Raw genomic sequence first — 23592 nt, forward strand, 5'->3', positions numbered from 1 at the left:
TGAGCTGTAGGACTAGATCCTATGCGCGTACCAAGTTACATTCACCGGTTTTAGCTCAGTGAATGGCTTTTTCAACATAGAGTTGCCGTGGTACGAGCGGTTCGGGACCCCCCTGCTACCGATGTGTCGAGGCATCGCATCATTTAATTACTTTTTCCGCGTTAAGGGCGGGATCAGAAGGGGATATTAACCAGATTGAGAGTGACTGGATTGATGAAAAGAACTCGCTCAGTAACGTACACGTGATGATTCGATTCCACCGCTACAGCGATTGAAGCGCAGGTGCGGTCATGGATTTTTGATCACAAAACCTGACTGGCTTGTGATCGATATTTAAAATCAGGCCCGTATCCAATTTTGATTGAAATTAAAAATGGCCAAATCAGCTTGTAAGTGACTTGACCATTTTTAACGAGCTTTATTTAATTGATTCGAGCACTGAGATCATTTCATTTTCTGGAATCGAATTAATGTTTCTATTTTCGGTGTTAATTTGATACATTTTTTCAGCAGCTGGAGCGTAAAGTATCCGTAACGATTTAGCTTCCGGGTTTTCTGTTGTAAGTACTACGCTCTCGGAGCCGTTTACGTCGACAGTGGAACGTTGATCGGTGGGAAATTCCTGAACGTTAACCTCATCCGGAAAGGGACGTATCAGTTCCTTAGCAACAAGGTCGTACGATGCTGCATTCTGATTCTTGTAAACAAGGGTTAGTTGCTTCGGGTTACTATCCTGCGGGGGAAATTGTGTAACCAAGACACGATCCAACTGGTAAGAGTCCGGTACATATGAAGGTGTGGAAACGTTGTAACCAAGATCTTCTAAGGCCTGGTTTAGCTCATTCGGTTTGTATGTGCGTTCCTCCACTGTGACTGGCCCTCTTGTCATGCTGATGGCTAGCCAAACAAGTACGCCGATCACTACGGCGAGAAGAAGAAATAATCGATTTTTCTTGGTTTTCACCTGAATCATCTTCCGGTTCATTTGTGGATTAGTCAACAAGAAAGTCTTCCAAGGGTGGGAACTTGCCAGTTTTGCCGATTATGTCAGTGTAATCAAAGCTCACAAAATCATGGCCGTCGCTCACCTTATTCAATGAAAATTTGAACTTTACGGTATCCCCGGGTGCGAACTGTTGGGTGTGATCGCCACTGAAAGGGAGCTCTACGGGTGTGCGTGCATCGTTGAAGTAGAAGAAAGTTGCGTCACTTTCTTGATCGAACTTGATATCGCTAATCGTGTCCGAAACTGTGACAGAGTCATTAGCTGACAGGCTCTTTGGGACGTCAATTAGTGAATCTTGTTCACGATCATAGAATTCTTCGTAGAGTTCGCTAAATGTCAGGCTCGCGTCAGCTGACTTCATGAACTTCCGCGCCTTGTCCGAGGAGCGAAGATGAGATTCTGACGGCTTTAGATACATTTTGTCTTGAACTTGCGCGAAATCTGGTTCTTGCGTAGCCGGATCTGCGTTAAGGGAGCGAAGCGACTTAGTGCCGTAGTGATAGTAGGCAACCCATATGCGCCACTTATGCGAGGAAGTAGAATTATATGAGGCAATGTAGTTCCCTGTTTTGCCACTTCCAACTGTGTAGGTGCTGTACTGATTGTGCCCTACAGTTCGGTTGATCAGCTTAGAAGAGCCCTTGCGTAGTACCACGCCGATTTTTCCTGTGTAGAAAAGCTGTTGGGAATTCCCCCACATCTCAATTTTGTGCCCGGCCTTCTGAGCGAAAACCTTTTTGTCAACCGTGTTGACTCCGTTGCTTCCCTTGTTGAAACTAACGCTCCCTGGGGTTGATGTTGCCCTGGAGCCATTATCGGAAAACGTAGCTTTGTGCTTTACAGGTGATTTCGTGTTAGCCAAGATGTATTCGAATGCCGCCATCATGACACTCTTCCATCCGATCAGTGCTACTGAGCCAACATCGGGTTCAACTGCTTCCACCTGTGGCTTTATGGTCTCGGCATGAGCCGGAGCAACTCCGACCCCGGATGCTATAAGCGCCGCAATACTGGTGGATGTTACTAAGGTTTTCAGTTTTTTGTTTTTCATGATTTTCCTCATTCGATAGAGATATTAATGAAAGAGCGACTACTTTTAATGGGAAATCGGCGCGGGGTGCCTTGTAGGAAAGCATGTCAGATAAGTTTTCACTAAATCATCTGAAACTTTCAGTAGTCTATGTTTGATTCTTGTTTGCGTCAATGTAATTTTGGTGTATTTATATTAATTTGTTGAAGTAGGATTCCTGCCTACCGTGAATATATCGAACTATCGGGCGGAATTTTTCAAGTCAAACGGTACCAACAAGAGTCTAAATAACTATCATGCGGCCTGAACTGCCCGATCTTTCGGATTGTTAATCCACGCAGCTTCAGGCATCGCTAAGATCTTCGGATCCTGCGACGTACTAAAGCGTTCAGGATGCCGCGCACGAGCCGCCGCCAACGTTTGTGAACGCTTCGCAGCGACCGAATCAGCCAACCCAAAATGAACGTCCGCTGGCGTATGCAACCCGATCCCCGAATGCTGATGATCCTGGTTGTACCACTGCACGAATTCACTTATAAACTGTCTTGCGTCACCCAACGAAGAGAAACGTTCAGGGAACTGAGGAGCATACTTCAACGTCTTGAACAACGACTCGCTGTAGGGGTTATCATTGCTCACTCGCGGCCGCGAATGCGATCTAGTCACCTCTAAATCAGCGAGCAAAGCCGCGACCGTCTTCGAGGTCATACTCGTTCCACGGTCAGCATGAACCACCTGTGGAATCCCATGAACACCAAAGATTTCCTTCATCATCTCTACTGCTAGCAGGCCGGACTCGGTAGCGTGCACGTGCGCGCCAACGATATACCGTGAATAAATATCGACCATCAAATAGCAGTCAAAGTACTGACCCTTCACCGGACCAGCCAGTTTCGTAATATCCCAAGAATAAACTTGACCTGGTGCATTAGCTTCCAGCTCTGGGATCGCACGCGGCTTATGCCTCGCCAACCGGCGGCGTTCCTTGACCAGCCGATTCTCATTCAGCACCCGATAAAACGTCGATAAAGAACCCAAATATTCTCCTTCATCGAGTAACTTTGCATAGACCTGCATCGGGGCCATATCCACACATTCAGGGCTGTTCAAAGCGTCAAGAATCGCAGCCCGCTCAGCATCAGTGAGCTTGTTCGGCGGTGCTGGACGCGGAGCATCTTGCGGTTTGCTCGGCTTGCGGTTCATCGTGGTGCGTGAAACACCGACCATCTCAGCGGCGTTACGTTGCGGGATTTTGATGGCCAGCAGCTGTCGGTAGGCGCGCTTCATTTCTTCTTGGACTTCGGTTCGTCCTGTGACTCGTTGATGGCGTTCTCGAAGAACGCCGAGAGTTTTCCCATGATGTTTAGGGCATCCTCGGTTTTCTTCCACTTGTCCTCGCTCACCTCTAACTGGCGGCGCAGGCGGGCAATTTCGGCCTGTTCGGCGCTGAGCTTGCCAATACGGGCTCCAGCTGCTTTGCCTTCCAGCACGCCTGCGTCGCGTAGCTTGCGCCATTCGGCGATGTGAGAGGAATACACGCCATGTTCACGCAGGTAGGCGCCGCCTTTTTGCTTGGCGATAGCTTCCTCGTAACCGGCTAACAGTTCAAGTTTCTCGGTGGGGTTGAATGTTCTGCGTCGGGACGGTCCACCGGCGCGCGGTCCTGGAGTAGTCATACGACTATCTTGTCCCATTTGGGTTGTGGCTAGGTCAGACATTGAGGATGATTTCCTGGTTCTTGCCCTACGTGCTGGGGTGTTTTTGCTGTGTGTCGTTGGTACCGTTCAAGCCTGACACGTAGGGGGGTTGCGATGCCCTCGTAGTATTCCATTGAATCTTTAATGTCCTGGGCATAAGGCTTAGACGAGTAGTGCTGTAGATCGATCAATCCGGCTGGCATGCCGGAGCTGGTGAGAATGGCACGGCCTCGAGGTAGTGCCGCGAGGTCGGACACGTCCATGATTTTTTCGCGCTGCATAGAGCTAGATACCGACCGCCCGCTCTTGCTGCTGGTGCTGGATGATTGTTTGAGCACGTCGCGTTCGCCTACGAGCTGGGAGAGGAACGGCAGGAACTTATCGTCAGAAAGACCAGATCCTGCGACGCGAATATTGGCTGCGCCCCAGAGCTTGTTCATGCCCTTCTCGCCGTAAGCTTCCACAACTTGGCTGTAGGACTGGAAAAACGTGGAGACGATGATGCCACGGGAGCCGTAGTGGGAATACACGTCGGGCAGTTCGCGCCAACGCACCACGTTTGCCGCCTCATCCAATACAGTCATCAGGGGACGTTTGAGTCGCCCGCCAGGCTGTAGCGCTGCGGTCTTTTCCGCTTCGGTCATCACAGCCATGACCAGGGCAGCGGTGATGGCACGAGCAGATCCACCGCCTTCTTTCGATACCAGATACAAGGTATCTGTGCCGGTAGCTAATTTACGATGATCAAATTCGGCACGCTGCGAGCCGTTGTGGCGAATCCACGGAATGACTTTCTCATAGGAGAGTACGTTAACCCACAGGTAACTTGTGCCGTACGCGCCGTCGCGCTGATTCTAAGTGGGCTTCTGGATCTTGCGCGCATATGAACGCATCGGTGATTGGACGCTGGACTACCGTAGCGGCAAAGTGCAGATGCGGGAGTCACCGCTTCCCACCTGACTCGAAATGGGCATCCTGTTTAGTACCCGCACCGGGTTCGAAGGTCTCCTACTCGGAAATGATGTCGGGGAGCCTGTCGTCGATTTCCTCCGCCATGTATTCGATGCTCCGGTCTCCGACCTTCCCTCCAGCCCGGCGACTGACCGTCATGGGGCTGGGAATCCGGCCAACGGCCACAGAAGCGTTGTCGTTATTTGTTTGCCCGATGCGCCCAACACGCAGCTGCGCGCTTCGTTATTCACAGGAAGCAAGGAGGAGGTTAGAAATCCATGAATCTAGGAGCGCGCGCAATTCCTCAGGTTGTACATCGCTGACCTTGGCCTCACTCATCGCCAGACCAAAAGCTGCCCAGCGCAGATCCATATTCTCCGTGCGCACAAGGCAACTTTCCTCATCGATCTGCTGGATCTGAAACCAACGACCGATGAGTGGCTCCAGCTTTTGCGCACTGGCGTGAATCCGCGCGCTTACTTCGGGTTGCCCACTGCCGCGCAACCCTGCGCGTACGAATCCCGCAGCATCGCCGCCTGGCACTTGTCGGGGCGTGAAACGCAACGCCCTGGGCGAGGGATTCTGCGCGCGGTCCACGCGGAAGCTACGCCAATCATCGCGGTCCAGATCAAAAGCCACCAGGTAGTAGCGGTTGCCCACATTCACCAGCTGGACCGGCTCTACCCTGCGCGAGCTCGCGCTTCCTTTGGCGTCCTGGTAATCGAAGGAGATTCGTTCATGGTCGCGACAGGCCTGGGCAAAAGCAACAAGTACCCCGGGATCCACTGGATCGGGTATGGAGGACTGTGAATTGAGCGGGACAGTGCTCGTGGTCAGGGCTTGCGCGCGCTGCCGTAATCTGGCTGGAAGCACCGGCACAACTTTGCCCATTGCCCTCAACGCGGCCTCGGCTAGCGTAGAAGATCCGCCGTGAACGGTGGACTGCAATGCGACTACCAGTGCCACGGCTTCCTCGTCGTCAAGCACCAACGGTGGCAGCGCGGTACCGGATGCCAACTGATAGCCACCGCCCACGCCACGATCAGCCTGCACCGGATACCCCAGTTCGCGTAGCCTGTCGATGTCTCGGCGCACGGTGCGCAAGCTGACATTCAGGCGTTCGGCCAGCTCGTCTCCGGACCAATAACGATGGGTCTGTAGAAGTGAGAGCAAACGCAAAAATCTGGTGCTGGTACTCATGCAATAATTCTGCCTTGATTTAGGACAAAAACTGGCACTTAACACTCATATTCTGGGTATTACCAGCTGGAAATACCGGCTGCAGCTTATGCCAGGAGGCAATTATGAGCACCATGGCCATCACCAACACCACCCTGAGTGGCGAACGCGCCGACCTGTTCCAGGCACTGGCCAATGCCAGGCATTTCCTGCGGTTCACCGTCCAAGGTCTGACCGACGAACAGGCAGTGCAGCGCACTACGGCCAGCGAGCTGACCCTTGGCGGATTGATCAAGCATGTGAATGCCGTGGAAAAGCAGTGGCAGGGATTCATCGTCAAGGGCCGCGCCGCCATGGCCTGGGACGGCGCGGATTTCAGCCAGATGCCACCGGAAGCCATCGAAGCCTTCCATAGCGAATTCCACATGCAGCCCGGCGAAACTCTGGATGCGCTGCTGGAAAACTATGCGCTGATTGCCGACCGCACCGATGCCCTCTTGGCTGAGGCAGACCTGGACACCGTACATGAGCTCCCATCGGCTCCGTGGTTCGTCGACACCCACTGGTCGGTTCGCCGCACCTTACTGCACATCATCTCCGAAACCACCCAGCATTCAGGACATGCAGACATCATTCGCGAGTCATTGGACGGGCAGAAAACGATGGGCTAGTACGGGATCCAACATCATCTCAACCCATCGACAATGTCACCGTACGGTGACATGATGGGATTATGAAAAGCTCATCGTTCACGGCCGCTAGCTTGGCAGACAAGATCCGCACCCAGCGCGGTGTTCTCGGTCTGACTCAAGCTGCGTTGGCCAGTTCGGTGGGTGTTTCGCGCAAGTTTATCGTTGACCTGGAATCTGGAAAAGAGACGGTGGCTCTTGGGCTGGTTCTCAAAGTCCTAGAGACGCTTGGTTTCGAGGAGCCCGGACGGCGCATCATACGCAACCGGGGTGCTGAAATAGCGCGCGAGTTTCAACAGACTCTCAATGCACAGGACTACGAATATGCGCTACGTCTTGTGAGCGAGTATTCCGCGGAGTCCATAGACCAAGGCCGTCCGCTCTTGGATAAGTCGCCGGCCTTAGAAGACGCTCAATATCAGGTGGCGCTGGCCGCACTAACTCGTTGGATTGCGAATAAAACTCAGACTCCAATCCCGCGGTGGGCCGCAGACATCACGCGTCCAGCGGAGCCTGTTTTCCTCTTGGAAGAGTTGTATCCGGTAGGGGAGAAGATGAAGGAAGTTATCCGCGCTGAAACTCCTAGAGAACTTCAAGAGCTGAACGTTTGGATACGTGAGCGAAGCTTAGGAACAACATGAGTGGAGCAGGGATAAGAAGATTCCAAGTCGTTGAGTTGCTTGTAGAACTCGACAGGCGCATGGATGAACGCGAACTCACTTTGAATATTAGGATCGTCGGGGGCTCAGCACTGCTTCTTCACGGTCTAATTGATCGTGCTACGGAAGATATCGACGCCTACTATTCGCATCAAGCCGAGGTGGAAGAAATCATCGAAGCAATGGCTAAGGAGTTGGGACTGCCTAAGAAATGGCTGAACTCGAGTGCAGCTGCGTTTATCCCCGACAATGCCGGCTGGACAGCTGCTCCAGATTCGGCTCTTGCCCACGTCAAGTTAGCAGATTTACCAACATTGACCGCTATGAAGCTGGCAGCCGAACGTGACAAAGACATTGTTGATTTGGGACATTTAGTCAACGCTTTAGGACTCAAGAATCCAAGCGAAATAGTCGACCTCGCCTACGAAAAATATGGAGAAGATTCGATCCCTTTATCCCAGGGACGAGCCAATTATGAGATCGTCGCAGAAGAAGCCCTAAGTGCAGCGCGACGTTTCAAGGCCAACAAAAACCTCTAACCGCCGATGTAGGACATTTCGATACGCTTGCGATTGCCCGGCGTCAGCGCCGCGCGCAGCTCCGAGTAATTGTCATCGCGTTTGCGCCAGTGGCCGGTTAACGCCTTGGCCAAGTCTTCGTCGCTGATTCCGTCGCGCATCAGCTGGCGCAGATCATAACCTGAGCCGGCGAACAGGCAGGTGTACAACTGACCTTCGGCCGAGACTCGGGCCCGTGAGCAATTGCCGCAGAAGGCATTGGTGACACTGGAAATTACGCCGATTTCACCGGCACCGTCGGCATAGCGCCAACGGTTGGCTGTCTCGCCCGGCTCGGTTTTAGTGACCGGTTCCAACGCCCACCGCTTGTTGATCATGGAGACCACTTCAGCAGAAGGGAGCACCTCGTCAAGCTTCCAGCCATTGGTGGTGCCGACATCCATGAATTCAATGAAGCGCAGGATGTTCCCGGTACCACGGAAATGCTCGGCTAGGGAAAGGATCTCGCTATCATTGACGCCGCGCTTGATGACGGTATTGATCTTTACCGGTCCCAGACCGACATCGCGGGCCACCTCGATAGCTTCCAGAACCTTAGAGACGGGGAAGTTCACATCATTAATGGCCTTGAACTTTTCATCATCCAGCGAGTCCAAGGAGATGGTGACACGGTTGAGCCCGGCCTCTTTCAGGGCAGGTGCGAGCACCGGCAAGGCTGAGCCATTGGTAGTCATCGCTAGATCAACGCTCTGACCCTCTGGGGTGCGCAACTTGGAGAGCATCGCCACCAGATCCACAATGCCGCGGCGCAGCAGTGGTTCGCCACCGGTCAGGCGTAGCTTGGTGACGCCCAAGGACACCGAAACCCGAGCCAAGCGTTCAATTTCCTCGAAGCTGAGTAGCTCCGAGCGCTCACGGAATTGGAAATCACGGCCAAAAATTTCCTTGGGCATGCAATACACGCACCTGAAATTGCAACGATCCGTAACCGAAATCCGCAAGTCATGCAGGGGGCGTGAACGGGCATCGAGGATGTCCCCTGCTAATGGAGATTTCATACTTCCCAGCTTAACCCGGTTGGGGTCTTAGGCGATAGGGAGTCGTCTGAAAGCGCAAATCAGCACGTAAAATTAACCGGGAGCACGGAGGACGGTTGTAGCATGGGCTCAAAGCACAATTTCTGGAGAATTCATGCGCGTACGTTGGCCGTTGGCCCTCCGATGCACGGTGCTCGTCACCGCGACCTCGCTGGCCCTGACCGGCTGTTCGGCGAGCAACAAGGCAGCCGGAGATTCCATCAGCATTGCCGCAGCGGCCTCCCTGCAGGGTGCCTTCGAGCAGATCTCCGAAGAATTCGCTGCAGAACACCCGGAAGTGCAGATCACCAGCATCAACTACGACGGTTCCTCGACGCTGGCCACACAAATCCTTGAAGGCGCCAAGGTGGACGTCTTTGCCTCGGCTGACGAACGAAATATGTCCGAGGTGACGAAGGCTGGCCTCGGCAAAAATCCGGTCACCTTCGCCAGCAACACCCTGGTCATCGCGGTGCCACAAGAGAATCCGGCGAACATTGAATCCCTAGCTGACCTCGCCAACGCCACCACCATACTTTGCGCGCCACAGGTACCTTGCGGCGCTGCTTCGCAACGACTACTGAAGGCCAGCGGGGTGGAGGTCACCCCGGCCAGCCAAGAACAGAATGTCACTGCGGTGCTGCAGAAGGTAGCAGCGGGTGAGGCAGATGCCGGACTGGTCTACGCCACCGACGTGGGGCAAGATCAAAGAGTCGCAGCGATAGTGCCCCAGGGGGCAGAAGACATCGTCAATAGCTACCCGATTACCACTCTGGGAGAGAACCCCGGAGCGCAGACATTCGTCGACTTTGTAGTCGGCGAGCGCGGCCAAGCGATTATGGCCGAGCACGGCTTCGGCACCGGTCAGGCACATGGCTAGCGATACCGGGGTGCGAGTTCCCGGGTTTGCCATCGCCCCGGCACTGTTAGGTGTGGCTCTCTTAGTGCTGCCGCTGCTGGCCTTGGTGGGCCGCGCCAGCTGGTCCACACTCATCGCCGATGCCACCAGCGAGGTAGCGCTGTCCGCGCTCTGGCTGAGCCTGCGCACCGGGGTGGCTGCCACCGCACTGTGTGTGTTGCTCGGTGTGCCGCTGGCGGTACTGATGGCCCGCAGCTCGGCCCGGGTGGCTCAGCTGCTTCGCGCGCTGATCGCGGTGCCGTTGGTGCTTCCGCCGATGGTTGGCGGTGTTGCGCTGCTCTTCTTATTTGGGCGCACCAGCCCTATCGGCCAAGTGATCGATTCGCTGTGGGGGATCACCTTGCCCTTCTCCACCGCCGCGGTGGTCATTGCCCAAAGTTTTGTTGCACTGCCATTCCTCGTGCTCTCCGTAGAAGGCTCGCTACGCGCAGCTGGCAACGGGTATGAGCAGGCCGCCGCCACCCTGGGTGCCGGACGCTGGATGGTGCTCACCAAGATCACTTTGCCGCTGGCCGCACCGGGCTTGGTCGCCGGAATCATCTTGTGCTTTGCCCGAGCCATTGGCGAGTTCGGTGCGACCGCACTGTTTGCCGGCAATGCGCCGGGTGTCACCCAGACGATGCCGCTGGCCATCTACACCGCGTTTAATGGTGCAGGCACCGGGCGCGACTCGGCTGTCGCGCTGTCTCTGCTCTTGCTGGCCACCGCAGTGGTGGTACTGCTGCTGGTGCGTGCCTGGCGTCCGGGGGCGCTGAAATGACGCTCAAGGTCCAGCTGCGCGTGCCGCGCACCGGATTCGACGTGGACGTTACATTCGAGGTTCCAGCCGGACGCACGCTGGCGATCATGGGCCCGAGCGGATCGGGTAAGTCTACGATTGTCCATGCCATTGCAGGGATCCAGAAAATCATTGCCGGGAAAATTGAACTCTCCGGACATGTCCTCGCCGATGCCAGGGAACACCGTCCGCCGCACCTGCGCGAAGTTGGCCTGCTGGGTCAGGACCCACACCTGTTCCCGCACTTAGATGCGCTGAAGAACATTGCTTTTGGTGCCCGCGCGGGGGGACTGGAGAAGTCCGAGGCCAAGGCTGCCGCCAGCGAGTGGATCGCACGGCTGGGACTTCAAGAAATTGCCACACACCGGCCCGAAGCCCTCTCCGGCGGCCAACGCCAACGCATCGCCTTAGCGCGTGCGCTCGCCGCCAAACCGAAAATCCTGCTCATCGACGAGCCCTTCGCCTCACTGGATGTTGAGGCCGCCATGGACATGCGCGCCTTGGTGCGCGAAGAGCTGGCTCGCACCGCTACCAGCGCCATCGTGGTCTCACATTCGGCGGCCGACACCTTGGCGCTCGCCGATGATCTGCTGGTGCTTGAGCGAGGCAAGATCATCCAGCAGGGCACCGTGGACGAGGTCTTTGCCGACCCCGCCAGCCGCTTTGTGCGCGCAGTGGTGGCTACGCTGCCCGCCCACCCGAAAAGCATTCAGGAAGAGCAACCGTGAACACCGCCAATGAACCATTAGAACTCGAAGTACACCGTACGCGGCTACTCTCGCAGGTGGTGCCCGTGGCCCCGCAGCGTATTGCGGTGGCCGGCGGTTTCACCGCATTGCATGGCGCGGTGCTGGCCCAGGATGTCACTTCCGCGCACCCGCTACCGCTGTGGGATAACTCGGCCATGGATGGCTATGCGGTGCGCTCGGTCGATATCGTAGCAGCTCCGGTGACGCTGGCAGTGATCGGTGAAGTGCCGGCCGGAAGCGGCTGGGAACCGGTCCTAGAGCCAGGCCAGTGCGTGAAGATCATGACCGGCGCCCCGATCCCATCGGATGCTGATGCCGTGGTGCGCATCGAAGATACCTCTGCCGCGGTTGATGGCTGGGAGGTGAAGACCGTGCAGGTCAATGTGCAGGTGCCTGCCGGCAAGGACATTCGCCGCAGCGGGGAAGACAAAGATGCCGGGGAACCGATGGCCTACGCCGGCGAGGAACTGACCGCGGCCCGGCTTTCAGCGTTGGCAGCAGCCGGATCCAGCACGCTGGAAGTGCGCACCATGCCCAAGGTGGCGGTGCTGATCACCGGAGCGGAATTGCGTACCCCCGGGCAAGCGTTGACGCGCGGGCAGATCCCGGAAACCAACTCCCTGCTGATGGCTGGGCTGCTGGCAGAGTCAGGAATCCAAGCAGCTACCGTAGTGCACTGCGTCGATGACATTGAAGCAGTGCGCGAGCAGCTGGCGATCCTTGGCGCGACCCATGATGCGGTGCTGAGCACCGGGGGCGTGGGACCGGGCGCCTATGACGTCATGCGCCAAGCACTGGAATCAGAACCCGAAGTGCAGGCGGTGCGGGTGAAGATCCGTCCGGGCCAGCCGCAGTGCGCCGGACGGTTGGCAGCCGGGGCGATGGTCTTCGCCCTGCCGGGTAATCCGGTCAGTGCCGCGGTGAGTTTCGAGCTGTTCGTCCGTCCGTGCCTGCGTGCCATGCAGGGCCACCGCGATGTGCTGCGACCCACCCTGCGTGCGGTTGCCGCGGTAGGTTGGCGCGCCGCCGCAGGACGCATCCAGGTCATCCCGGTCGTTTTCGAGCATGGAGCGCAGTTGCGCTGTGCCCCCGCGGTCCAAGCACAGAGTATTTCCCACTCGGTAGGCGGCTTCGGTGCGGCCCAAGGCTACGCCCTGGTCCCGGCTGGAATCACCCAGGTCAACCCCGGCGATGAGGTTGAAGTCCTGAGGATGGTTCCATGAGTGCTTCGAAAGTGATCGGCTTCGACGCCTTGGTTCTTGCCGGGGGTCGAGGTGCCCGGTTGGGCGGTGCGGGCAAGGCAGAACTGCAATTGCATGGACAGCGTCTAGTTGACCGTGTGGTGGCAGCGACCCGCAAGGCAGGAGCCGCCCGAGTAGTCGTTGTTGGTCCGGACACTGCCGGGACCAAAGCCGATGCGGTGGTGCGTGAAGACCCGCCGTTTGCCGGCCCCTTGGCAGGCATTGCCGCGGGGTTGAAGGAACTAAGCGGTGAAACCGCGAGCAAATGGACCATGGTCTTGGCCTGCGATTTGCAACGCCCGGTCGCGGTCGCCACCGCATTGACCAAAAACTTCGAGCAGCGGGACACTGATGGCCTGCTGCTGGTTGATGCCCAAGGTCATACCCAATGGTTGGCCGGGATTTACCGAACCGCGGCTTTGTCCTCGGCCTGCGAAGCACTCGGCGAGAAGCTCATCGACGCGCCGGTACGGCGCGTATTGAACCAGCTTCGCCTGGCACAGGTGGCGGTGGATGATGAAACCAGCAGTGATATTGATACCCCGCAGGCGTTAGAAAGCGCCCGCCACAATGAAAGGACACGCATGGCACAGCACCTGCCACCCGAAGCGTTGAACGAATGGCTGGAAGCCGCAGCCAAAGAATTGGGCCTAGATTCCGGTGACGTAGATATCGCCACCGTGCTGGATGTTGCTAAGCATGTAGCTCATGAGGTTGCACGCCCAGCGGCGCCGTTGAGCACCTTCTTGCTTGGCCTAGCTATGGGAAGCGGCAAGGGAGACCTTGCGGGTCTGTCGGAACAGCTTGTCTCACGTGCTCATCGTTGGGCGGATGAAAACCCCGAAAAGCTCAGCTGAGCCATTTCTTGCATGTCAGGTCTTTTCTGGCATATTGCGTTGCGCCGCATGCCGCGGTGGAATATAGGCATGGAAGAACAAGTCGCACTGTTTAATGAGCACGGCCAAGTGGTTGGTCAAGCCCCGCGTTCGCAGGTGCGGGCGGAGAATTTGCGGCATGGTGCCAGCTCAATTGTGGTGTTCAACGCCGACGGAAAGATCTTCGTTCACCAGCGCACTCAGATTAAGGACGTATATCCGGGGCTGTATGATTTCACCGCCGGTGGGGTGATTCAGGTGGCCGAAGACCCTGATGAATCAGCGCGGCGTGAAGCCAAGGAAGAGCTGGGAGTCGACAGCGAGCTGGTGGGGCTTGGCGAAGCGAATTATTGCGACGCCAACACCACCTATCGGGCCTTCCTATATTGGACTATCGCCCACGGACCTTTGAGCCTGCAGGCCGAGGAAGTCGCCTGTGGATTTTGGGTAGCTCAGAATGAATTGATTACAGATATAACCCGAGACCCCGCGCGGTACATGCCTGACTCGGTAGAGCTCCTCCTTGATTGGCTGCGCGGGTTGAACGGGAATTTGCCAGTTGCTCACTAGGTGTCCTATTCATCAGGTTAAAGACATCTTTTGAGTCTTTGAGGGCTGTTTTAATCGCTTCCTATCGTCGCGGCCCGTGCTCTTGCAACGTATCCCTTTAATGAGAACTTGTGGACGCTAGTCTTTGGGGCGTAAAGAGGTGCTGCGCGCCCACGGTAAACTCGTGAACTATGGCTATCGGCGCGACAATACAAACTTTTGAAGTCCAACTGGCTGATGTGGATCGCGGTGTTTACGAGGATCTTTCATTGCGGGTGGCACAACACCCCTCGGAAACCGACGCCTATCTGATCACCCGTGTTCTGGCCTACGCACTGGAGTTTGAAGAGGGCATTACCTTCTCCGCAGGTGGAGTCTCAACCGGCGAAGAACCAGCGGTGATGGTCAAGGATCTGACCGGGGACATTTTGGCTTGGATTGAGGTCGGTGCACCGGATGCCGCTCGTCTGCATTTGGGAAGTAAAAAAGCCGACCGGACCGCCGTATATACCCACCGCGAACCAGCAAAATTGTTGGCCTCGTGGAAGGGTAAAACGATCTACCAAGCGCAGGACATTGTGGTTCGTTCATTTGACCCACGATTCATTGACTCGGCTGCCAAGGAGCTGACTCGGCGCAATACCCTTTCGGTCTCGGTGACCGAAGGGCAGATTTATCTTGAAATCAACGGCACCAATCTTGAGACTGAGATTCACCAGCACCAGATTGATTAACTGCCGGTGGAGCGTTCCGTTTCGGTGCCTGCTCTGGGCATCGAAACGAGCCTTCAGCGTCTAAGTGTTCCGGCGAATTCACTGAGTGGTTTTGAACGAAAAAATACCCCGGTTTCCTTTATTTCTAAAGGGAACCGGGGTATTTCTTAGTGGCGGTGACGGTGGGATTTGAACCCACGGTACGGGGTTACCGTACACAACATTTCGAGTGTTGCACCTTCGGCCGCTCGGACACGTCACCAGACCTGATAACTCTATAACGAACCTTTAGAGAACACCAAAACGAAAGGGCTCCAATGCGCGGTTAGTGGTTCGAAACACATTGTCGGTTGCGATTAGATGCGTTTGGAACGGAAAAAATCGCGCAATAGCTGTGCACATTCTTCTTCTTTCACCCGAGGATAGACCTCAACCCAGTGGTTCAGTCGTGGTTCTCTGACGATGTCAAAGACGGAACCGCATGCCCCGGCTTTCTCATCCCAGGCGCCGAAGACCAAACGCGGGATCCGCGCAAGCACAATTGCCCCGGCACACATGGCACAGGGTTCTAAAGTGACTACGAGGGTGCAATCCTCTAGTCGCCACCCGTCGGCGATGCCTTCTGCCTGCAGTGCCTTCACTGCATTTCGGATGGCAAGAACCTCAGCATGCGCCGTGGGATCCGCGCCCGCTTCGCGTTCGTTGCGGCCGGTAGAGAGCAGCTTGCCTTCGGGGGAGATGATGATCGCGCCGATAGGTACATCATCGGTCTCTAACGCGGCTCGTGCCTCCGCCAAGGCCAGATCCATCCAACTGTCATGTACGTGCTCCATAGTGCTTTTACTCTACGTGCTCTGGACGGCGCGGGTCCCACTTCGGCAGCTCGCGACGAAGAAATCGTGCCGGCAGAGTCGTTAGAGCAAGCAAATATTCGCTGTTTCCTGTTTAGTTGGGCACATCAACGAGTTTTTCCGCCGGAATTTCGGGCTTTTCTCTCGTTTGCGGACCCGGTGGGCTGATAGATTTCTACCTATGCGCGTACAGGTAGTCGACCACCCATTGGTGGCACACAAGGTTTCAGTTCTTCGAGACAAAAACACTCCGTCCCCAATTTTTCGTCAGCTGACCGACGAACTGGTCACCCTGCTGGCCTATGAAGCAACCCGCGAGGTGAAAACCGAGGAAGTTCAGGTCGTCACACCGGTAGCCACCACCACGGGTATTACTTTTGCGAAGCCCACCCCATTGGTGGTCCCAATTCTGCGTGCAGGTTTGGGCATGCTCGAAGGTATGACCCGTTTGGTCCCTACCGCCGAGGTTGGCTTCTTGGGCATGGCCCGTAACGAAGAAACCCTGGATATCATCACCTACGCAGACCGCGTACCAAACGACCTGACCGGTCGTCAGGTGTTCGTACTGGACCCAATGCTAGCCACCGGCGGTACCCTGGCCGAGGCAATCAAGTTCATCTTCGCCCGCGGTGCCGAATCGGTGACCTGCATCTGCCTGATCGCAGCTCCGGAAGGCGTTGAACGTCTGAAGGAAATCCACGGCGGCGACGATCGCATTCACATCGTGCTGGCAGCCATGGATGAGAAGCTCGACGAGAAGTCTTACATCATCCCGGGTCTGGGAGATGCCGGTGACCGCCTCTACGGCGTCACCGCGCCCATCGCCTAGGCGATATCCCTTGATTCGAGGGTTTCTGGTTTGTCGCTGGCTGGCACTTTGTCGGCCAGCGGCAACCGCACCTCGAAGAGCGTATGACCGGGCTGAGATGTCACCGTAATGGTGCCGCGGTGCGCTTCGACAATACTTTTAGCAATCGGCAAACCCAGTCCAGTGGTGCCGTCGGAACCCGAACGCGCCTTATCTGCGCGGGTAAACCGTTCAAACACCTTGGGTAGGAAGTCTTCAGAGATCCCCTCACCGGTGTCGTGTACCTGCAAGACGGCTTCGTTATTTTCCAGGTCTTGTCCCACGCTAACGGTCACGCTGTTACCCGCCGAAGTGTGTTTGCGGGCGTTGGCCAGCAGGTTTGTAATCACCCTACGGAGCGACGACGAGTCGGCGTCAACAAAAGTTCCTGGCGCTTGGCACTCAAATTCCCATTGATGATCATCCGCGGTGGCTTTAAAATCCTCGGTGATGTCGGCGGTCAGCACGCAGAGATCTAAACGTTTCATAGTGAATGAGTTTTCTTCATCCAAACGAGCCAACAGCAACAGGTTTTCCACTAAGGAACCCATGCGGTGGCTTTGCTGCAGAACCCGGTCCACGGAGCGACGGCCGTCCGGCGAGAAATGTTCGGTGGCGGAGAGTAACTCGGTGTATCCCCGAATTGCCGACAGCGGGGTGCGCAGCTCGTGGGATGCATCTGCCACAAATTGGCGCATTTGATCTTGGGATTTTTCACGCGCAGTCAGTGCGGTGGATACGTTATCGAGCATCGCATTGAGCGCGCGTCCCACATTCCCGACTTCGGTGCCTGGCACCGCATCGGCTAAGTCCACACGCTGAGTCAGCTCCACCTTGCCTGAATCAAGCTCTTCGGCTGCTACGGAGGAAGCTACCGCGGCTACACGCTTTAATGGTGCGAAGGAGCGGCTAATCAGCCAGGTCCCTACTAGGCCGGTACCCAGCACTAAGCTAATCGCGATGAACAACGTCAGCCAGGCCATTTCAAGCAACGTGCGATCGGTGGAATCCAGCGGTAGGCCAACGATCAGCACCCCGCCGGAACCGGGATCGGGAACAGCAGAAAGTAGATAGTCACCTACGGATAAGGAACGGCGTACAGGCTCTGAGTTCACATCGATGGTCACCAGATGAATCGCATCATCCTGGGTGAGCATCACTCGTTCGCCATGTTGATCGAGCACATCGCCGGAAAATACATAGCGGTCCACAAAGCGGGCGGTGAGCGTACCCGCAGCTTGGCCGGGGGCATACAGGCGTTGATCGGGCCGAGCCAGTCCGACCGAGTAGCTGCTGGCGCGTTCGACCGAGGCGTTGAGTTGTTCATGCAGCTGGTCCATGAGCGTTTGGCGCATGCCGGCGTTGTAGAGCAGACCAAGCAGCACGCAGACGGCAGTCAGCGAACCGAGCAGAATAATCAGCAGCTTTCGCTGTAAAGCGTGAGGAGAGCTGGGCCTTAGTCCCGTGGGAAACGAACTCATGCAGCAGGCTTGAGGACGTAGCCCACGCCGCGCACCGTGTGGATCATTGATTCGGCATCAACATCGATCTTCTTGCGCAAGTAGGAGATGTACAGCTCGACAATATTTGCCTGGCCGTCAAAATCGTAGTGCCAGACGTTATCTAAGATCTGCGATTTGGAAACGACTCGGCGGGCGTTATTCATGAGGTAGCTAAGTAGGTCAAACTCGGTGGCGGTGAGAGAGATGGCACGCCCGGCGCGAGAAACATCGTGGGAGTCAAGATTTAGCACCAGGTCTCCTACTACCAGCTCTGCAGAGTCTGCGGTCGAAGCGCCAGAGCGCTCCACCAGACGGTGCAGGCGGATCAGAACTTCTTCGAGGCTGAAGGGTTTGGCCACATAGTCGTCGGCGCCAGCGCCAAGGCCCTCGATGCGATCTTCTACAGCGTCTTTGGCGGTGAGGAATAAGACCGGAACCTCGGGGAGGTAGGTGCGTACCTTACGCAGAACCTCCGGTCCGTCGTAGCCTGGGAGCATCCAGTCTAAGACCAACACATCGGGGGATAGCGAGCGCGCGGTAGCCACAGCTTCGGGGCCGTCATGAGCCATCGTTGCTTCCCAGCCGAGCATGCGAGTGCCCATGGCAACTAGTTCCGCCAAGGACGGTTCATCGTCCACCACGAGGACTTTGATGGGAGTGCCATCTGGGTGGGTGAGCCGAGGTAGTTGGGCGGGAGAAAATCGTGAATCGTTCATGTTAACCAGCTTCTCCTATTGCCATAGGGCTTCTTTATGTTTTAGCTGTGCAATTCCTATGCTTCCAAGTCGAGTTTATGCAGGAAAAACCCATTCAGTAAACGGTTAATTTGGTCAAGGGGCACCTTCTGCGAATGTTTGAACCGTGGACGGCCGTACCTGCTGAATGATTATTCACAGTCATGAATGGCATAGTCAAACTGCTGCATCCCTGCGTTTAGGTTGATCAATACGCTTAGTTAAGCGTTTAGATTTCCGAGAAATGACTAAAGTGTGCTCCGTCACTTTTGGACACATTCGTCTCACATGGTGAACAGCGGTGACCTTTGTTACTTGCAAGTTTCGAATGTTACGGGGAATACTTGTTGTGTGAGTACGGCGCAGATCAACAACAGCAGTCAGGATCAAGGCCCTGACGGTACGCTTGCGTGCTGTTGTCGAATGCTCGGCGTCGGTGGAGTTGAGTGGGAAAGCTAACGAGAAAAGCTGTCTAACTCAGGGTCATCGACGGGAAACCCAACTGCTGTTCGTGAATGAAGGTCATGGGCGGCGCAAGCAAAACCCGAAGCATTAACGCCAAATCACTTGGCCTTCGCACAAAAAGGAAGTCATCATGTCGGCTGGATCCGGATACGTACACGTTTCAATTCGCAACGCTCAGAACCGAGCTGCGGCGGCGCAACGCGCAGCCGCCGGTAGCGGAAGCTATGCCCCTGCGGGCTACCGTCCACTGCGCGCGGTAAACAACGTTCATGAGACACGTGAACCGATGCATCAGGCCGCCAGTGCGCCAGTGCAGACCGCGGGTACGCCAAGCGTGGACACTAGCGCTCGTGGCTTTGTCCTTTACGTTGGACTCGACGAAGCTGCAGCTCAGGCGCAGGGAACTTCACTAGGCAAGCTCGCAACTCAGGTTCGCGCATTCTTAGCTACCTTGTCTCCACAGGCACAGACCCACGCTGCAGTAGCGTTGGCACCGACCAGTGCACAGGGTGAGCCAATCGACGTAGTTCGTCAAGCACTAGGTGATCCGACGTTGTCGCGCCGCCCTCGTGCCGAAGCGCGCCCAAGCGCACCTCGCCCATCTGGCGTATTGATCGACCTGTCCCGTCGCGAGGTTTACCTCGACGGTGAAACGCTGAACCTGACCTTCAAGGAGTTCGAACTGCTGAACTTCTTGGTGGAAAATGGGACCCGCACCGTGGGACGTGAAGAACTGTTGGAAAACCTGTGGCGCAATGCCGAGGAGATTCCCAACGAGCGAACCATTGACGTGCACATCCGTCGCCTGCGTTCGAAGCTGGGCCGCTTGGCTAACACCGTACGCACCGTACGCGGCCAGGGTTACCGTTTCTACGAGCACCCAGAGGTTGTCGTCTGGGCAGCCCCGGAGTACTCCATCTAAGTAGAGCTTTTGTCGCCGAGGCGAGTGAACCGCAGGGTTTACTCGCCTCGGTCGTTTAACCGCAACACGTCTAAGCTTGAGCTATGAATACTGTGCAGCGGCGTCGACTGATACTCATGCGTCACGGAAAGTCTGATTACCCTTTGGGCATCAGCGATCATGACCGACCGCTGGCGGCTCGCGGTCACCGGGAAGCACCGTTGGCTGGAGCGTGGTTGGTGGAAAATGACCTGATACCTGACTACATTATTTCTTCAGATGCCTTGCGTGCACGCTCGACCTGCGCCTGGGTACTGTCGGAGCTAGGCGAAAAGGGGCCCACCCCATATGTCGACTCACGAGTTTATGGTGCAGGAGCCTCGGCGCTCTGCTCCATCATCAATGAGGTGCCAGATACCGTCTCGACGTTGTTAGTCATTGGGCATCAGCCAATTTTGCAAGAGCTTGCCCTGCGTTTAGCCTCGGTGCAATCCGATGAAGAAGCGGTGTATGAATTGGCAATGAACTATCCCACTTTAGGTACCACGGTGTTAGAGACCGAACTTTCTTACTCACATTTGGACGCACGTGATGCGCGGGTCACACACTTTCATGTCCCCCGCTAAGCATGAGAACATTCTCATCAAGTATTTTCAAAGTTCCAAGTCATCTGCATAATCCGTGTTGGTCTGGTCTTATGAATTGCTGATGAGAGTCTCCTCATCAAATTCTCCTCATTGGCTCAGGAATGGTTCATCTTTGGTTCATCTTCACTCGCTTGACTGAGATTCATCGCGGCACAGTGCCGCATGAAGATCACGGTTTCCTCCCGGGGGAACCTTTGCGAGAAAGGCTAAGACCATGGGCATTGACACACAGATCATCTCGAATGAAAACGCAGAGAGCTACACCGTCGGCGATACCCGGCTCACGCTCGACACTTTGCGTGCAGCAACCATCAAGGCGGCCTACACCACTCGCTTTGTTTCGGCCGAACTAAACCGCAACCCCCAGGACTTCCACATCGTGGCCAGCTCAACGATGGCTCCCCGCGCCGGGGACGTGGTCATCGCGAAAGTCACCGAAATTGGCAAGCACACTGCGTTGCAGTCACCACACTCGCGTCGTCAAAAGCTCTTTGTTGGTCAAGAAGTCATGGTCGCGTACGGGGATCGATATGCTCCGGATCAGTTCCTCGCCCACGTTCCAAAAAACCTCGGACCATGCCAGTTGGTGGCCGGCGGCGGTGTCGCCTCGCTGGTCGAGCAGCAGCACGCGTCCATCGATCGCGCTACCGAGCTAGAGCCGGTTGGACTGCTGATGCGCGGCGGTAAAGTCGTGACCCTGCGAGACTTCGCCCCACTGAGCATCGAGAACCCTTCGGTCAATGCCAGCGCACAAGGCCAAGGACACCGTGTGCCGGTGATCGCGGTCCTCGGCACCTCCATGAACTCCGGAAAATCAACGACTCTAGGCTGCCTGGTTAATGGTTTGAATAACGCGGGGCTGCGCGTTGCTGCCGGTAAAGCCACCGGTACCGGAGCCGGGAACGACCCCAATCTGTTCACCGATGCCGGAGCTTTCAGCGTCTGCGATTTCACCGACTTCGGTTACCCAACCACCTACCGTCTGGACTATGACACGGTGCGTGAGCTGCTGGTCTGCATGATCCAAGAGCAAAGCGCCACCGGCGCCGACGCGGTGATCATCGAGATCGCCGATGGACTGTTCCAGGGTGAAACCTCCCGTCTCTTAGGCGACCAAATCTTCAAGGAACACGTTGACCGGGTACTATTCAGCGCCCAGGACGCGCTTGGCGCTAAAGCTGGAGAGAGAATTCTTCTCGACGCAGGCCTTGACCTCGCCGCAGTCTCCGGTGTGCTCACCGCATCCCCATTGGCTGCCGCGGAAGCTCGTGCGCATATGGACAGTGAAATCATCGACACCTTCGACCTGTGTGACCCCCAGGTGGCTAGCGCACTGCTGCCAACTCGTTAGGAGCATCCATGTCAGGCATATATTCCGAACACCCAATGGTACGTGAACCAGCGCTGCCAGCGCTGATTGCACCCGGACGGCGCATGCTGCTGGCGACACTACTGCTACTGGCCTTAGCAGTCGGGGTGCTCTCGGTGATCATTGCATGGCAGGTAGGGCAACTCGCGGCAGCTTTCTCCTTGGGAGCCCTGCTGTGGGTGATCGTGTTGTCTGCGGTCTTCTTCGGTGGAAAGTTTGCCGAGAGAGTATTGGCAGAAAAACTCGGTCAGCACTACGTGGCTCAGCTACGAGTGTCCTTGATATCCCACGCGCTCAAGGCGAGCCGCGGGCCATCGGTTGGAATTACCGTAGCTCGCTCCAGCAATGATTTGTCCTCCATTCGGAATTGGGTCACTCAGGGGATTGTGCCATTGATTGCCGGAATCCCGCTGATTATTTTTGGTGCTTTCGGTTTAGGGCTTTTACATCCGCTCTTGGCTGTAGCCCTAGTGATTCCAGTGTTGTTGGAGGTAAGTTTGCTCGCCGGCTTGGCCCGAGGGGCCCTGCGCACCGCGCGAGTACTACGTCGGCACCGGGGCAATCTTGCCGCGCGCATCGCCGACACGGTGTCAGCGTCCACCACCATTAGCGCGGCTGGCGGGGTGCACCGCGAGGTGCAACGTGTAGATCAGAGCGCGCAAAAGGTTGTGCACGCCTCGGTGCACCGGGCAAAATATGCCGGAGCGCTGCGAGCCGGCGCATTGAGCGTCCCGCTGGTGGGCACCGCGCTGGTCGTTGCAGCTGGCTCATGGGCTGGATTAGGCGCAGGATTATTGGCTAGCGCACTAACGCTGATGGGGATCTGTGCTGGAACCATGGGGGAGTGGGGCCGGATTGTTGAATATCGGCAAAACTATCGAGCCGGCCGGCGGATCATTGCTCCACTGCTTGAACAGGAAAAATCTTGGCGTGAAGCCGAACAACAACTAACCTCTACCCGAGTGTCCAAAGACTTGAACCTTGAGGAGTTGGCGGTGCGGATTCGCCCCACCGCCGAAGGGCTAGAAGGCTGGCCCTCATTGCGGGCACAAGGCGGAGCGCGAATACAGCTTCTGGGCACTGGGGCACAATCAAATGCCCTACTTGAAGCACTAGCGACCGGACGGGTCGGAACAGACGTTCAGCGCTTAGGCGGACTGTGGATTGCCGAAGGTCGAAGCGAGGATTTGCCGGCTACCGAACGGCGCAAGCTGGTAGGCGCGGCCTTGAACACGATGGCCCTCGAACGCGGCACGATACTTCGTGCACTGACGTATCGCCATCCCGGCTCCTCGACCAAACGGGCACTGCGTTTGGCCGATGAGTGTGGGCTTGAAGTGACTAGTCTTCCCGAGGGCGAAAGCACCATGTTGCGTCGTGGAGGAGAACCTTTGGACTCCGCTCAGCGAGCCTCGTTGATCATGGCGCGTGCCCTGTTGCGACAACCGGCAGTTCTCATTGTCGATTCGGTCATCAACCGGTTGCCGCATGAAGCACAGACCGACTTGGCTGCGCGGCTTAACGATTACCCAGGCGTGGTAATTTTCCACGGTGAAATGACCGGGATTAAAGCCACTCGCACGTGGGAACCAACGGCGACACAGGACGTGGCGGTATTGCAGCCGGCCGGGGCTGACGAAGAATAGA

The 23592-nt window shown here is 56.4% G+C and carries 24 protein-coding genes and 1 tRNA gene; 15 read left to right on the top strand and 10 right to left on the bottom strand.

The window, feature by feature from the left end; translation table 11 throughout:
• Positions 1-418: 418 nt before the first annotated feature.
• The 5 genes from CQ011_RS11825 to CQ011_RS11845 all read right to left on the bottom strand — a co-directional run bounded on the left by CQ011_RS11825 (position 419) and on the right by CQ011_RS11845 (position 5884).
• On the bottom strand, positions 419-1000 hold the full coding sequence (locus tag CQ011_RS11825) for a DUF4367 domain-containing protein (protein ID WP_146112607.1): 582 nt from the start codon (positions 998-1000) through the stop codon (positions 419-421).
• Positions 993-2057: a hypothetical protein gene (locus CQ011_RS11830; protein ID WP_105677920.1), complete on the bottom strand. Its 1065-nt coding sequence runs from the start codon at positions 2055-2057 to the stop codon at positions 993-995. Before CQ011_RS11830 ends, CQ011_RS11825 begins: the two co-directional genes overlap by 8 nt.
• Before the next feature lie 273 nt (positions 2058-2330).
• A protein-coding gene (locus CQ011_RS11835; RefSeq protein WP_105678048.1) for an IS3 family transposase occupies positions 2331-3712 on the bottom strand; the annotation gives its coding sequence in 2 pieces (ribosomal slippage) (positions 2331-3394 and positions 3394-3712; 1383 coding nt in all).
• A 29-nt stretch (positions 3713-3741) separates the two neighbouring features.
• Entirely contained in the window at positions 3742-4446 is a 705-nt protein-coding gene (locus CQ011_RS11840) for a type IV secretory system conjugative DNA transfer family protein (RefSeq protein ID WP_286161178.1), read from the bottom strand.
• A gap of 481 nt (positions 4447-4927) precedes the next feature.
• Positions 4928-5884 carry a helix-turn-helix transcriptional regulator gene (locus CQ011_RS11845; protein WP_105677921.1) on the bottom strand — a complete coding sequence of 319 codons (957 nt, stop codon included), beginning with the start codon at positions 5882-5884 and terminating at the stop codon, positions 4928-4930.
• Between the two features lie 104 nt (positions 5885-5988).
• On the opposite strand from CQ011_RS11845, the gene CQ011_RS11850 reads away from it, so the two are divergent.
• From CQ011_RS11850 to CQ011_RS11860, 3 genes are all read left to right on the top strand, one after another.
• On the top strand, positions 5989-6534 hold the full coding sequence (locus CQ011_RS11850) for a DinB family protein (RefSeq protein WP_181148095.1): 546 nt from the start codon (positions 5989-5991) through the stop codon (positions 6532-6534).
• Between the two features lie 62 nt (positions 6535-6596).
• Positions 6597-7193: a helix-turn-helix domain-containing protein gene (locus CQ011_RS11855; protein WP_105677922.1), complete on the top strand. Its 597-nt coding sequence runs from the start codon at positions 6597-6599 to the stop codon at positions 7191-7193.
• Positions 7190-7750, top strand: coding sequence for a DUF6036 family nucleotidyltransferase (locus CQ011_RS11860; RefSeq protein ID WP_105677923.1), 561 nt, complete (start codon positions 7190-7192; stop codon positions 7748-7750). Before CQ011_RS11855 ends, CQ011_RS11860 begins: the two co-directional genes overlap by 4 nt.
• Here CQ011_RS11860 and moaA read toward each other — a convergent pair.
• Positions 7747-8787 (bottom strand): GTP 3',8-cyclase MoaA, encoded by a 1041-nt coding sequence (gene moaA / locus CQ011_RS11865; protein ID WP_105677924.1) that lies wholly within the window; start codon positions 8785-8787, stop codon positions 7747-7749. The two genes, CQ011_RS11860 and moaA, sit on opposite strands and share 4 nt — an antisense overlap.
• Positions 8788-8920: 133 nt before the next feature.
• On the opposite strand from moaA, the gene modA reads away from it, so the two are divergent.
• The 7 genes from modA (at position 8921) to CQ011_RS11900 (ending at position 14650) form a co-directional block, all read left to right on the top strand.
• Positions 8921-9685, top strand: coding sequence for a molybdate ABC transporter substrate-binding protein (gene modA, locus CQ011_RS11870; protein WP_105677925.1), 765 nt, complete (start codon positions 8921-8923; stop codon positions 9683-9685).
• Positions 9678-10484, top strand: coding sequence for an ABC transporter permease (locus tag CQ011_RS11875; RefSeq protein ID WP_105677926.1), 807 nt, complete (start codon positions 9678-9680; stop codon positions 10482-10484). The genes modA and CQ011_RS11875 overlap by 8 nt, the downstream gene beginning before the upstream one ends.
• Entirely contained in the window at positions 10481-11230 is a 750-nt protein-coding gene (locus CQ011_RS11880) for an ATP-binding cassette domain-containing protein (protein ID WP_105677927.1), read from the top strand. Before CQ011_RS11875 ends, CQ011_RS11880 begins: the two co-directional genes overlap by 4 nt.
• Positions 11227-12474 (top strand): molybdopterin molybdotransferase MoeA, encoded by a 1248-nt coding sequence (locus tag CQ011_RS11885; RefSeq protein ID WP_105677928.1) that lies wholly within the window; start codon positions 11227-11229, stop codon positions 12472-12474. Before CQ011_RS11880 ends, CQ011_RS11885 begins: the two co-directional genes overlap by 4 nt.
• Entirely contained in the window at positions 12471-13349 is an 879-nt protein-coding gene (locus CQ011_RS11890) for an NTP transferase domain-containing protein (protein ID WP_105677929.1), read from the top strand. The genes CQ011_RS11885 and CQ011_RS11890 overlap by 4 nt, the downstream gene beginning before the upstream one ends.
• 69 nt (positions 13350-13418) lie before the next feature.
• Positions 13419-13937: an NUDIX domain-containing protein gene (locus CQ011_RS11895; RefSeq protein ID WP_286161179.1), complete on the top strand. Its 519-nt coding sequence runs from the start codon at positions 13419-13421 to the stop codon at positions 13935-13937.
• 170 nt (positions 13938-14107) lie between these two features.
• Positions 14108-14650 (top strand): YaeQ family protein, encoded by a 543-nt coding sequence (locus CQ011_RS11900; RefSeq protein WP_105677930.1) that lies wholly within the window; start codon positions 14108-14110, stop codon positions 14648-14650.
• Positions 14651-14800: 150 nt separating this feature from the next.
• Here CQ011_RS11900 and CQ011_RS11905 read toward each other — a convergent pair.
• Positions 14801-14891 (bottom strand) — tRNA-Ser (locus CQ011_RS11905).
• A gap of 94 nt (positions 14892-14985) precedes the next feature.
• Positions 14986-15462, bottom strand: coding sequence for a tRNA adenosine(34) deaminase TadA (gene tadA / locus CQ011_RS11910; RefSeq protein WP_105677931.1), 477 nt, complete (start codon positions 15460-15462; stop codon positions 14986-14988).
• A gap of 199 nt (positions 15463-15661) precedes the next feature.
• On the opposite strand from tadA, the gene upp reads away from it, so the two are divergent.
• Positions 15662-16309, top strand: a complete 648-nt coding sequence (gene upp / locus CQ011_RS11915) for a uracil phosphoribosyltransferase (protein WP_105677932.1) — start codon at positions 15662-15664, stop codon at positions 16307-16309.
• Here upp and CQ011_RS11920 read toward each other — a convergent pair.
• Complete coding sequence (locus tag CQ011_RS11920; protein ID WP_105677933.1) at positions 16306-17808, bottom strand: sensor histidine kinase; 1503 nt, start codon at positions 17806-17808, stop codon at positions 16306-16308. The two genes, upp and CQ011_RS11920, sit on opposite strands and share 4 nt — an antisense overlap.
• A complete protein-coding gene (locus CQ011_RS11925) occupies positions 17805-18545 on the bottom strand; it encodes a response regulator transcription factor (RefSeq protein ID WP_105677934.1) in 741 nt (246 codons plus the stop codon). The genes CQ011_RS11920 and CQ011_RS11925 overlap by 4 nt, the downstream gene beginning before the upstream one ends.
• A gap of 613 nt (positions 18546-19158) precedes the next feature.
• Between CQ011_RS11925 and CQ011_RS11930 the strand changes: the two genes are divergently transcribed.
• The 4 genes from CQ011_RS11930 (at position 19159) to CQ011_RS11945 (ending at position 23591) form a co-directional block, all read left to right on the top strand.
• Positions 19159-19950: a winged helix-turn-helix domain-containing protein gene (locus CQ011_RS11930; protein WP_105677935.1), complete on the top strand. Its 792-nt coding sequence runs from the start codon at positions 19159-19161 to the stop codon at positions 19948-19950.
• 83 nt (positions 19951-20033) lie between these two features.
• Entirely contained in the window at positions 20034-20555 is a 522-nt protein-coding gene (locus CQ011_RS11935) for a SixA phosphatase family protein (protein WP_105677936.1), read from the top strand.
• Positions 20556-20790: 235 nt separating this feature from the next.
• Positions 20791-21927 (top strand): DUF1611 domain-containing protein, encoded by a 1137-nt coding sequence (locus CQ011_RS11940; protein ID WP_146112608.1) that lies wholly within the window; start codon positions 20791-20793, stop codon positions 21925-21927.
• Between the two features lie 8 nt (positions 21928-21935).
• Entirely contained in the window at positions 21936-23591 is a 1656-nt protein-coding gene (locus tag CQ011_RS11945) for an ABC transporter transmembrane domain-containing protein (RefSeq protein ID WP_105677937.1), read from the top strand.
• The last annotated feature ends 1 nt before the right edge of the window (position 23592 follow it).

It is taken from the genome of Arthrobacter sp. MYb213 (genome assembly GCF_002979915.1).
Lineage (GTDB): Bacteria > Actinomycetota > Actinomycetes > Actinomycetales > Micrococcaceae > Glutamicibacter.

Coding starts and splice junctions, on each gene's coding strand:
- CQ011_RS11830 (WP_105677920.1), bottom strand. CDS start 2,057: ATGAAAAACAAAAAACTGAAAACCTTAGTAACATCCACCAGTATTGCG.
- CQ011_RS11845 (WP_105677921.1), bottom strand. CDS start 5,884: ATGAGTACCAGCACCAGATTTTTGCGTTTGCTCTCACTTCTACAGACC.
- CQ011_RS11850 (WP_181148095.1), top strand. CDS start 5,989: ATGAGCACCATGGCCATCACCAACACCACCCTGAGTGGCGAACGCGCC.
- CQ011_RS11855 (WP_105677922.1), top strand. CDS start 6,597: ATGAAAAGCTCATCGTTCACGGCCGCTAGCTTGGCAGACAAGATCCGC.
- CQ011_RS11860 (WP_105677923.1), top strand. CDS start 7,190: ATGAGTGGAGCAGGGATAAGAAGATTCCAAGTCGTTGAGTTGCTTGTA.
- moaA (WP_105677924.1), bottom strand. CDS start 8,787: ATGAAATCTCCATTAGCAGGGGACATCCTCGATGCCCGTTCACGCCCC.
- modA (WP_105677925.1), top strand. CDS start 8,921: ATGCGCGTACGTTGGCCGTTGGCCCTCCGATGCACGGTGCTCGTCACC.
- CQ011_RS11875 (WP_105677926.1), top strand. CDS start 9,678: ATGGCTAGCGATACCGGGGTGCGAGTTCCCGGGTTTGCCATCGCCCCG.
- CQ011_RS11880 (WP_105677927.1), top strand. CDS start 10,481: ATGACGCTCAAGGTCCAGCTGCGCGTGCCGCGCACCGGATTCGACGTG.
- CQ011_RS11890 (WP_105677929.1), top strand. CDS start 12,471: ATGAGTGCTTCGAAAGTGATCGGCTTCGACGCCTTGGTTCTTGCCGGG.
- CQ011_RS11895 (WP_286161179.1), top strand. CDS start 13,419: ATGGAAGAACAAGTCGCACTGTTTAATGAGCACGGCCAAGTGGTTGGT.
- CQ011_RS11900 (WP_105677930.1), top strand. CDS start 14,108: ATGGCTATCGGCGCGACAATACAAACTTTTGAAGTCCAACTGGCTGAT.
- tadA (WP_105677931.1), bottom strand. CDS start 15,462: ATGGAGCACGTACATGACAGTTGGATGGATCTGGCCTTGGCGGAGGCA.
- upp (WP_105677932.1), top strand. CDS start 15,662: ATGCGCGTACAGGTAGTCGACCACCCATTGGTGGCACACAAGGTTTCA.
- CQ011_RS11920 (WP_105677933.1), bottom strand. CDS start 17,808: ATGAGTTCGTTTCCCACGGGACTAAGGCCCAGCTCTCCTCACGCTTTA.
- CQ011_RS11925 (WP_105677934.1), bottom strand. CDS start 18,545: ATGAACGATTCACGATTTTCTCCCGCCCAACTACCTCGGCTCACCCAC.
- CQ011_RS11930 (WP_105677935.1), top strand. CDS start 19,159: ATGTCGGCTGGATCCGGATACGTACACGTTTCAATTCGCAACGCTCAG.
- CQ011_RS11935 (WP_105677936.1), top strand. CDS start 20,034: ATGAATACTGTGCAGCGGCGTCGACTGATACTCATGCGTCACGGAAAG.
- CQ011_RS11940 (WP_146112608.1), top strand. CDS start 20,791: ATGGGCATTGACACACAGATCATCTCGAATGAAAACGCAGAGAGCTAC.
- CQ011_RS11945 (WP_105677937.1), top strand. CDS start 21,936: ATGTCAGGCATATATTCCGAACACCCAATGGTACGTGAACCAGCGCTG.